General features: G+C 59.8%; 6 protein-coding genes. 1 reads left to right on the top strand and 5 read right to left on the bottom strand.

Annotation, left to right across the window (positions count from 1 at the left end; translation table 11 throughout):
• Positions 1–1,628 (top strand): formylglycine-generating enzyme family protein (locus ACH2EH_RS25370; protein ID WP_395146213.1); only part of this gene is annotated, 1,628 nt, incomplete at its 5' end.
• Here the strand turns inward: ACH2EH_RS25370 and ACH2EH_RS25365 are convergent.
• From ACH2EH_RS25365 to argS, 5 genes are all read right to left on the bottom strand, one after another.
• Positions 1,625–2,815 carry a hypothetical protein gene (locus tag ACH2EH_RS25365; protein ID WP_395146212.1) on the bottom strand — a complete coding sequence of 397 codons (1,191 nt, stop codon included), beginning with the start codon at positions 2,813–2,815 and terminating at the stop codon, positions 1,625–1,627. The genes ACH2EH_RS25370 and ACH2EH_RS25365 overlap by 4 nt on opposite strands.
• Positions 2,812–3,477 (bottom strand): hypothetical protein, encoded by a 666-nt coding sequence (locus ACH2EH_RS25360; protein WP_395146211.1) that lies wholly within the window; start codon positions 3,475–3,477, stop codon positions 2,812–2,814. The genes ACH2EH_RS25365 and ACH2EH_RS25360 overlap by 4 nt, the downstream gene beginning before the upstream one ends.
• Before the next feature lie 12 nt (positions 3,478–3,489).
• Positions 3,490–3,714 (bottom strand): hypothetical protein, encoded by a 225-nt coding sequence (locus ACH2EH_RS25355; protein WP_309685970.1) that lies wholly within the window; start codon positions 3,712–3,714, stop codon positions 3,490–3,492.
• Between the two features lie 63 nt (positions 3,715–3,777).
• Positions 3,778–6,354 carry a hypothetical protein gene (locus ACH2EH_RS25350; protein WP_395146210.1) on the bottom strand — a complete coding sequence of 859 codons (2,577 nt, stop codon included), beginning with the start codon at positions 6,352–6,354 and terminating at the stop codon, positions 3,778–3,780.
• Positions 6,355–6,356: 2 nt separating this feature from the next.
• On the bottom strand, positions 6,357–7,541 hold the full coding sequence (gene argS, locus ACH2EH_RS25345) for an arginine--tRNA ligase (RefSeq protein WP_395146214.1): 1,185 nt from the start codon (positions 7,539–7,541) through the stop codon (positions 6,357–6,359).
• Positions 7,542–7,566 lie beyond the last annotated feature (25 nt).

Here is a 7,566-nt window from a genome sequence, read left to right as displayed (position 1 = left end):
TTTTTTGCATAGCCCGGTGTTGCCTGGGCGGGAAGGACGAAGAGAAGGAGCCAGAGAGTCGCTCCCATGAACGGGAGCGTCTTATTGTCCTCGTCCCTCGGACACAAAGGGCCTACGGCCCATGGCCCGAAGTGGCCTTCGTGTCGCGAAGCGACAATAAGACGCTCCCGTTCATGGGAGCGACTCTCTGGCTCCTTCTCTTCGTCCTTCCCGCCCAGGCAACACCGGGCTATGCAAAAAAAGAGATGAAGCCGTGCATTCACTGCCATGTCACAGCTAAAGGCGGCGGGGAGAACAATGCGCGTGGGCTCTACTACGCCAAGAACAGCTACAGCCTCGCTGGGTTTGTCGAGCAGCCTGTTGTGACCTACCCGAAGCGCGGCCTACTCACGGATCTACGCGACAGAAGCGGCTCTGGTTGGGAAGTAACCCCTAAGAAAGTGGGCGATGGCCCTTCGGTGACCTATGAGGGGGAGATTATGCGGCTGGAGTATCTGGCTCGCCGCCCTGGAACGGTTGCGCGGCTGAGTCACCGGCTGGAAGGGCTCAAAGACGGCGAGACCTACACACTCTGGTTCACGGCGCGTGCCAGTCAGCCCTATGCCCTGCCGCTCACTGCCACAACCACTGTGGATAGCCAGGGTGCGGTGCGCAATATTGGGCTGGAGGAGACCTTTGGCTTGACCACCGAAGACAGACCCTTCGCCGTCCAGTTCACCGCCAATAATCCAGATCCGGAGAAAAATCTCTTGCTTTTCTCCATTGCCAAGACCACGTCCGAGAGCCCCGTGCTCTGGATTAGCAATGTAAACCTAGTTGCGGGGGCACCCAAGACACCCCCTCCCGGATTGTTTTTAGATGCCGCCGACGATGACGCTACTAAAATCCCCGACTTTGGCCGAGCGCGCTTTGGCGGTGTCTGGTTTGTGAAGATTCCCGCAGGCACTTACACGCGCGGCCTCACGGCAACCCAGAAAAGCGTGTTGCAGAAGGCTGGGCTCTGGAGTCGGCTTGCCGCTGAGGAGCAGCCCGCTCGCCCGGTTCGTATCAGCAAGCCGTTTTTTATCTCCGAGACCGAAGTGACCCAGGCGCAGTGGAGGAAGTTCCGCGCCAACCCATCGGCGTTTAAGGGCGATACTCTGCCTGTGGACTCCGTGAGCTGGGACGATTCCAAGGCCTACTGTCAGTGGCTCAGCAAGCGCAGCCGCGCAACCTTTCGACTTCCCACCGAGGCGGAGTGGGAGTACGCAGCACGCGCGGGAAGCACTGGGCTTTTTCCTGCGACAAAGACCGGTGAGGCGACACTGGAGACGCTGCCGCAGCTCGCCTGGGTGTTTGCCAACGCGGGACAGAAACCGCACCCTGTCGGAAAGAAAGTTCCCACTGCCTGGGGCCTCTTTGATGTCTGTGGAAATCTCTGGGAGTGGTGCGAGGATAGCTACGTCCGGAATTTCTACGCCATCAGCCTGCTGATTGACCCACTTGCTCGCGATCCCAGTGCCACCGAGCGGGTTCTGCGCGGTGGCTGCTTTGCTCTCGACCCCGCCAAACAGCGGGTCGGACAGCGCGGCGGAAACCTGCCCAGCTTCAAGAGTCCCTACGTCGGCTTCCGGATTGTACGCGACTAGAAGTTCAGCCGGGTCTGCAACGTAAAGCGCTGCTCAATGGTGGCTTTGCCACCCCCGGCCTTGCTGGGGACATCGCGCTCGTACTCATAGAGTGCGCGGAGAGTGATGCCCCGGTTGAACTGGTAGTTTGCTCCCGCCCCGAGTGCCGTTGCGGACTGCGGTTTGTCACCAAACTTCCAGCTGCGTATCAGCCCGACGGCGGTAATGTGCCGGGCGATGGCAAGATTCCCTTCTCCAAAATAGCCCCAGACCGGGTTTTGGTCATCGGCACCAAAGACAATCTCTCCGCGTGCTTGGAGCTTCTCCAGCTTATAAATCGCATCCGCTGCCATGCGAGTTTTATCTATAAACTGTCGAGCACTAGAGGTTCCCGAGGCAGGGAGCTGGGTGGTAGACGTGGTCAGCGGGCCACGGCCTGTCAGAATTGAGCCGCCGAGCTGGAGGCGACCGCTCTCGGCCTGTGTACGGAACATACTCTCCAGCCGCATGACCACCACTTTATTACCGTCGAAATCGGAACGATTCGGGCCAGAGCCCGTGGTGGCGGCGACATAGTAACGGTAGGGGCCGTAGCTCCCCTCCAGCATTGCTCCCGTGTCGATTCGTAGCCCCAGAGATTTTTCGTAGAGGGACTGAATCGGCTGGAGCGGCGTGTCGTAGACGGCGGCCAGCCCGAAGGGGATCACAAACTGACCGGCCCTCACGGTAGCATCTACGCCTGGTAGGAGAAAGCGATAGAAGATATAAGCCTCCGAGGCCCGCACGCGGTTAAGCGCCGTCCCCCGTGGCCCCTCGGACTCGCTCACCACCTGGAGGCGTACCCCGCCGCGCTCGTCGCCGTCTTTGGGGTTGGCACGGATGTAGTCTAGCGTGTAGCGCCCCGACGCGATATAGCCGCCTCGGGTATCCTTGCTGCCATTGCGGTAGCGCCAGTCCAGCGCACCCCCAAAGAGCCAGGTCTCCGGGCTACGGTAAAACGGCTTGGGACCAATTAAATCCGGGTCACGTGAGGCGGTGGAGGCGGGGGGGCGGCCCGGCTGAAACGTCCCACGCGGGGCGGGCGGGTAGATGGCAAAAAAATTAGGTCGCTCCGGCGGTGATGTCTGCGCCAGAGCCGGGAGTCCATAGAGCGTACTGCCTAAGATTCCTGATATGCCTAAGATACCGAGAATCCCCAGCTTTCTCATAGCTGAAACAAACTCTCTGGCAGCCCTGTATTGACTTGAACCGACTCAACGGTTTGCACCGCACTAAGCTTACCAAACGGGTTGTAGATCTCGACACGGGAGGGCAGGAAAATCCCGGGTCGCAGCTCACGGGCCTTGACATAGCGGATCTCTTTTTGAAGCTCGTTCTCACTGTTGAAGGAGAGACGCTTCTCCGTCAGAAATGTCTTCGGATTAACCCAGACTTGCTCATGACTCTTACTGTCGGTGCCGCGCTGGACGAGCTTATAGACCAGAAGAGCGCCCTCACGACGCTGGAAAACGGTCTGGTAGTCGGTGGTAAGCCAGTCCTTGGCAAAGACTCCGACATCCATCAGGCTTTGTTTCTTCGCGGGGTTGCCTTTACAGTCCTCGGTCTTTTTGAAGACACCAACCCGGTAGGTCTTACTATCCCCTACATAGATCAAGGTTGCCGAGAGGAGCCCCGCTTTTCCCTCAACGCGGAGCTTATTGGGGGCTTTGTAGGCGATCTCATAGGTGGGGACGCGGTACGATGTGGCGAATGCGCCCCCAATTTTTTTGAGCTCGTCGAAGTTAGTTTCCTCGTGGACAATCCGCAGGGATACCGAGAGATCTTTGATCCGCTCGGTTGGCTGGACTTCTGTAGGCGTTTTCTGCGGCATCGTCACGAGCGCCTACTTCTTCTTCGGTGCAGGTTTGGCCGGTGCTTTGAAGCCTTTTAGAGAGCGGTTATGTGTTTTGTACCACTCCCCTGCGGCGACCCGCTTGCCCCCACCCTTAGGGTTAACATGACAGAACGCACAGTTCTTGTTTTCTTTTTTCGCGTAGGCAGGCAGGGCATAGGCATTACCTGCGACACTCAAGACAAAGGCCACAAGGGCAATCCGACAGAGATTCATAATCGCTTATTCTTCCTTAGGGGAGTGATCGTTTAGACCGAATTCTCTCACCAGAGTTTCAGGTTATAGCTGAAATGGTGGAGGGGTGGAACCATTGGGTGCGAAGCCAAGAGGAGTGAGTAGCAACGCATCCAGAGTGATTGCTCCCTCTGTGCGTACTTCGAGCTGGTGCTGGCCGCGCGGCATGACTACCATCCCACAATCGTACCAAATAAGGCTCCCTAGCGCAAAAGGCTCACCGATGGGCTGTGGGACGGGGGAGTCGGTGCCACCGAACGACTGCCCATCTAGCTGTACCCGGAACGAGGCGCGTGGCGAGGCGGCAACATACAGCCGCAGGGAGTTCTCAGTATTGATAGAGATCGGAAAGGTTGCGATTGCGGGTGCGGCATCGAGAGGCCGGGCACTGCTTGTCAGAACCTGTCCTGCGCTGGCACCAGGACGATCCTCCACTCTGTCGAAGTTATGTCCACCAATCGCCTCCGCCTCTACCCAGAGGTAGGGGCGCAAGAGAGAACTCATTTGTCCAACGAGAGTTTGTAGGTCACGAAGGGCGTTGTAAGCCGTTGTCGTGATATCGGTTTTATAGCGCTGCTTAAGGTTCTTGAGCTGGATAGAGTAGAGTGTCGCTTCCGTGAGTTTTCGCTTGAGAAGGGTTTGGAGAAGGCTCTCCGCCCGGGTGATAGTCTCGGGGAAGGCCTCCTGTGGCAGGGGGAGCGAGGCGTAGTTATACAGGCGAAGCGGCTCAGGGCCAATGGTCAGGGTCAGAGTGTCCTTGGTGCGAATCCCACGCTCGGCGGGAAGCCAGGCGAGGGGGGCGACTCCCGACAGGCTGGACTGCTTGGGGATTTTTAGCTTGATCTGACGGGGGCCAGTGGGGTTCCAGAGATAGAAGACCGGGCCCTCCGGCTCACTGAGACTATAGGCGCTCCCCGCGCTCCCAAAATCGTAGAGGACATAGTCTCGGTCCGCAGGAAGCCACCAGCTTCCGTCTTGGAGCGCACGGGGTTGGAGAGGTTTGTAGGCACGGGGATAGAAAACCGCGTTTGCACGGGGCTGGGGAACCGAGGCGATTCCTAGCACACCCAGTTGCTGTGCGTACTCACTGAGCCAGGCGAGCTGTTCGGGCTGCTGAGAGAGATCGTAGGCCTGCCGAGTGGGATCTGCCAGGCGAGCACCGTCCACATAAAACCCCCGCGCTCCGGTATCGCGCAGGGCATCTAGCATCGAGAAGAGCAGGCGCTTGTTGGCAAAGCCGGGCTGCGTTGTCTCGGGCAGGCGCGTCTCCTGCGTGGCGAGAACCGGGAGCCAGAGCGGGCGCTGGGCATCGGTTACCTGGGCGTAGGTTTCCGCCCCCGTGTAGGAGATCGGCTCGATTCCTTTACCGTAGGCCTCCACCCCAATCCCATCAAAGCCCGCTTGGGGCCCTACCCGTGAGAAAAGTGGGGAGAAACCACGGGAGCGGTAGACAATCGGCACCTCCGCAACTCCCCGCTTAAGGGCAATAGCGAGCTGACTCATGTAGCCACGGAGCGACTCGGTCTTAAAGTCCTCTAGATCCTGCCAGAAGCGTGAGGCACTGTCGCGTGCAGGAACCACGGTCTGCGTGCCTTTGTGGAAGAACTGAGGCAGCCCCTTCTCCGCCCACCAGAGCGGGATAAGCTGCGTCGCCTCTGTAAAGTCTTTTAGTGTCCCACGCTCGGAGACTCCCCATTTTTCCTCAAGGCTCGCAATGGTGGCGTAGCGGTGGGACAGATAGAGCGCCCACTCACCCTGGAACGCCGTACCACTGGGGACAATCTGCTGAGACTCGCCGGTGAGTGAGAGCGCTAGGCTCAGAGGGTCCGAGAAGAAACGAAAGCCCTTGCCCAGCTTCACCTGCCCAAAGAGCGTTAAGAGATCGTCGCGGTACTTGTCAAAACCCTCCCAGACATTAGGCAGTCCCAGCTCCCCGCCCGGAAGAAACAGACGCTCCGGGTAGATCACCACTCGGTTTCGTCCCTCTTTGAAGGAGAGACCCACGCGTGCTCCCTCCGCAACAATGTCGGCCTTGCCAGAATCGAGGATCTGCTTGCTCCCCGGATCGGCGAGAAACCAGAGGGCGCTGCTGAGCCCCTTGACCGGAAAGCGCACCAGGCCGCCGCTGCTGGGCGCATCTTGGAGGTAGCGTCCCGGCAGAATCTGATAGCCCAGCAGCGGTGTGCGGGGGGCATCTGCCAGAGAGATTCCGTAGGTGAAGCCCTCCGCCTCTGCCGCATCCAGCACCCGCTGGAGCGCCGCCGGCTTCACTAAAGTGATACCCCCTTTGAGGGGCTGGAGGTAGATATCCGTAATGCCTGCGGCCTTCAGGCGCTGGAGCGCCGCTATATCCTCGGTGAAGTCGGCAGGGGTAGCGGCGGGTGCCCAGGACTTGACCTGGAAAAGCCCCCCGACAGGAACAAAGGGCTTGCCGTCCCAGAGTAGCGTGTGGTTCTCCGCGACACGCCAGAGATGCTTCTCCCCGGCTCCATCGGTGTAGACTCCCTGAGTGGAACCTGAGGCACGAGAAGCAGGGCGCGGCGCGGGTTGAGGGGGGAGCTCACCCTGTCGTGAGGGAAGGCCCTGCGTTGTCAGCGCCCAGGCGCACAGTAGATTCAGCATAGTTAAATTCCCAGGATAGCGAGTAGTTTTTTGAGGGCCGTACGGGCTCCCTCAGCAGTGATGGGGGCGGCGGCGGTGCAGGATGTTAGTGCATGGGCAAGGGCCATTGCCGCGTCCGCGACGGGGCGGGGGGAGAGGGTTTCCCTAGCTTGCTCTAGCGCCAGAGCGACTGCGGCGCATGCGGCACGTAGCGCTGTTTCTGCCTCGTCTTCTTCCTGTTTCTGTTTCTCTAAGGGCCGCTCCAGAGCGGCGAGGAGCTGCGCTGGAGCCTGCGTGGGCACATCCAGGTTTATTACCTGCGGGGTACTCGGATCCGCTTCGGCAAACCACCAGCGCAGCTGCTGAGGCGTCGTCTGCGGTAGAATCTCTTCCAGTGCGGACGATGCTCCGTATCTTCCGACTCGTCTTTCCTGTCCGTCCTTCAAAATTCTTACGGGAGCGATTAAACCAATGCGAAGCGCCCCGTCGGTGCAGCCCAGTGCACGGAGCCCGGCACGGGTGCGGGCGGCATAGGCTCCGTGGTCGTCGCTCCACAGATCAATGAGCTGGTCAAAGCCCCGTGCGAGCTTCTGCCGGTGGTACGTCAGATCACTTGCCAGATAGGACGCTCCTCCCAGCGTGCGTACCAACGGGCGGTCTTGCTCATCGCCCAGTGCAGCGCTCTTAAGCCAGAGTGCCCCTCCCCGCCAGGTCGTGTGCCCCGCCGCAGTGAGATCCGTTAGTAGCTTGTCTACCTCGCCGGAGCGGAGCAGCTCCGCCTCGGAGACAAACGAGTCGAAGGTGACACCCAGCTCGGCCAAGCTGGCGCTCTGGCGCACGCGCACGGCGGCCAGAATATCTGAGAGTGTCGCGCCGCGTGCGGAGCGTGCGATCTCGGCGGCAAACGGATCGGCTTCGGCGGCGACACTGCGTGCAAAAGCGGTCAGAGTGGTGCCGGGCGCATCATTGACATAGAACTCGCGTGTGACGCTATGACCAGCTTCGGCAAAGACACGGGCGAGAATGTCGCCCACAACGGCAGCGCGTGCGTGCTGGATCGTGATCGGGCCATTGGGGTTGGCGGAGACGTATTCAAGACAGATATTCATTTTTTTGTTTTGGTCAGGGTGAGCAGAGCGAAACGTGGGAGTGCGGCGAGCTTTTTTAGTCGGGCGGCATTGGGGTTCGAGGCGATGCGATAAAACCACTCCAGGCCGGCTCTCTGCATCCAGA

It is taken from the genome of Armatimonas sp. (assembly GCF_043760365.1).
Lineage (GTDB): Bacteria > Armatimonadota > Armatimonadia > Armatimonadales > Armatimonadaceae > Armatimonas.
Note: the sequence above shows the minus strand (reverse complement) of the source record. Positions and strands in the feature narration are given on the sequence as shown.

Coding starts and splice junctions, on each gene's coding strand:
- ACH2EH_RS25365 (WP_395146212.1), bottom strand. CDS start 2,815: ATGAGAAAGCTGGGGATTCTCGGTATCTTAGGCATATCAGGAATCTTA.
- ACH2EH_RS25360 (WP_395146211.1), bottom strand. CDS start 3,477: ATGCCGCAGAAAACGCCTACAGAAGTCCAGCCAACCGAGCGGATCAAA.
- ACH2EH_RS25355 (WP_309685970.1), bottom strand. CDS start 3,714: ATGAATCTCTGTCGGATTGCCCTTGTGGCCTTTGTCTTGAGTGTCGCA.
- ACH2EH_RS25350 (WP_395146210.1), bottom strand. CDS start 6,354: ATGCTGAATCTACTGTGCGCCTGGGCGCTGACAACGCAGGGCCTTCCC.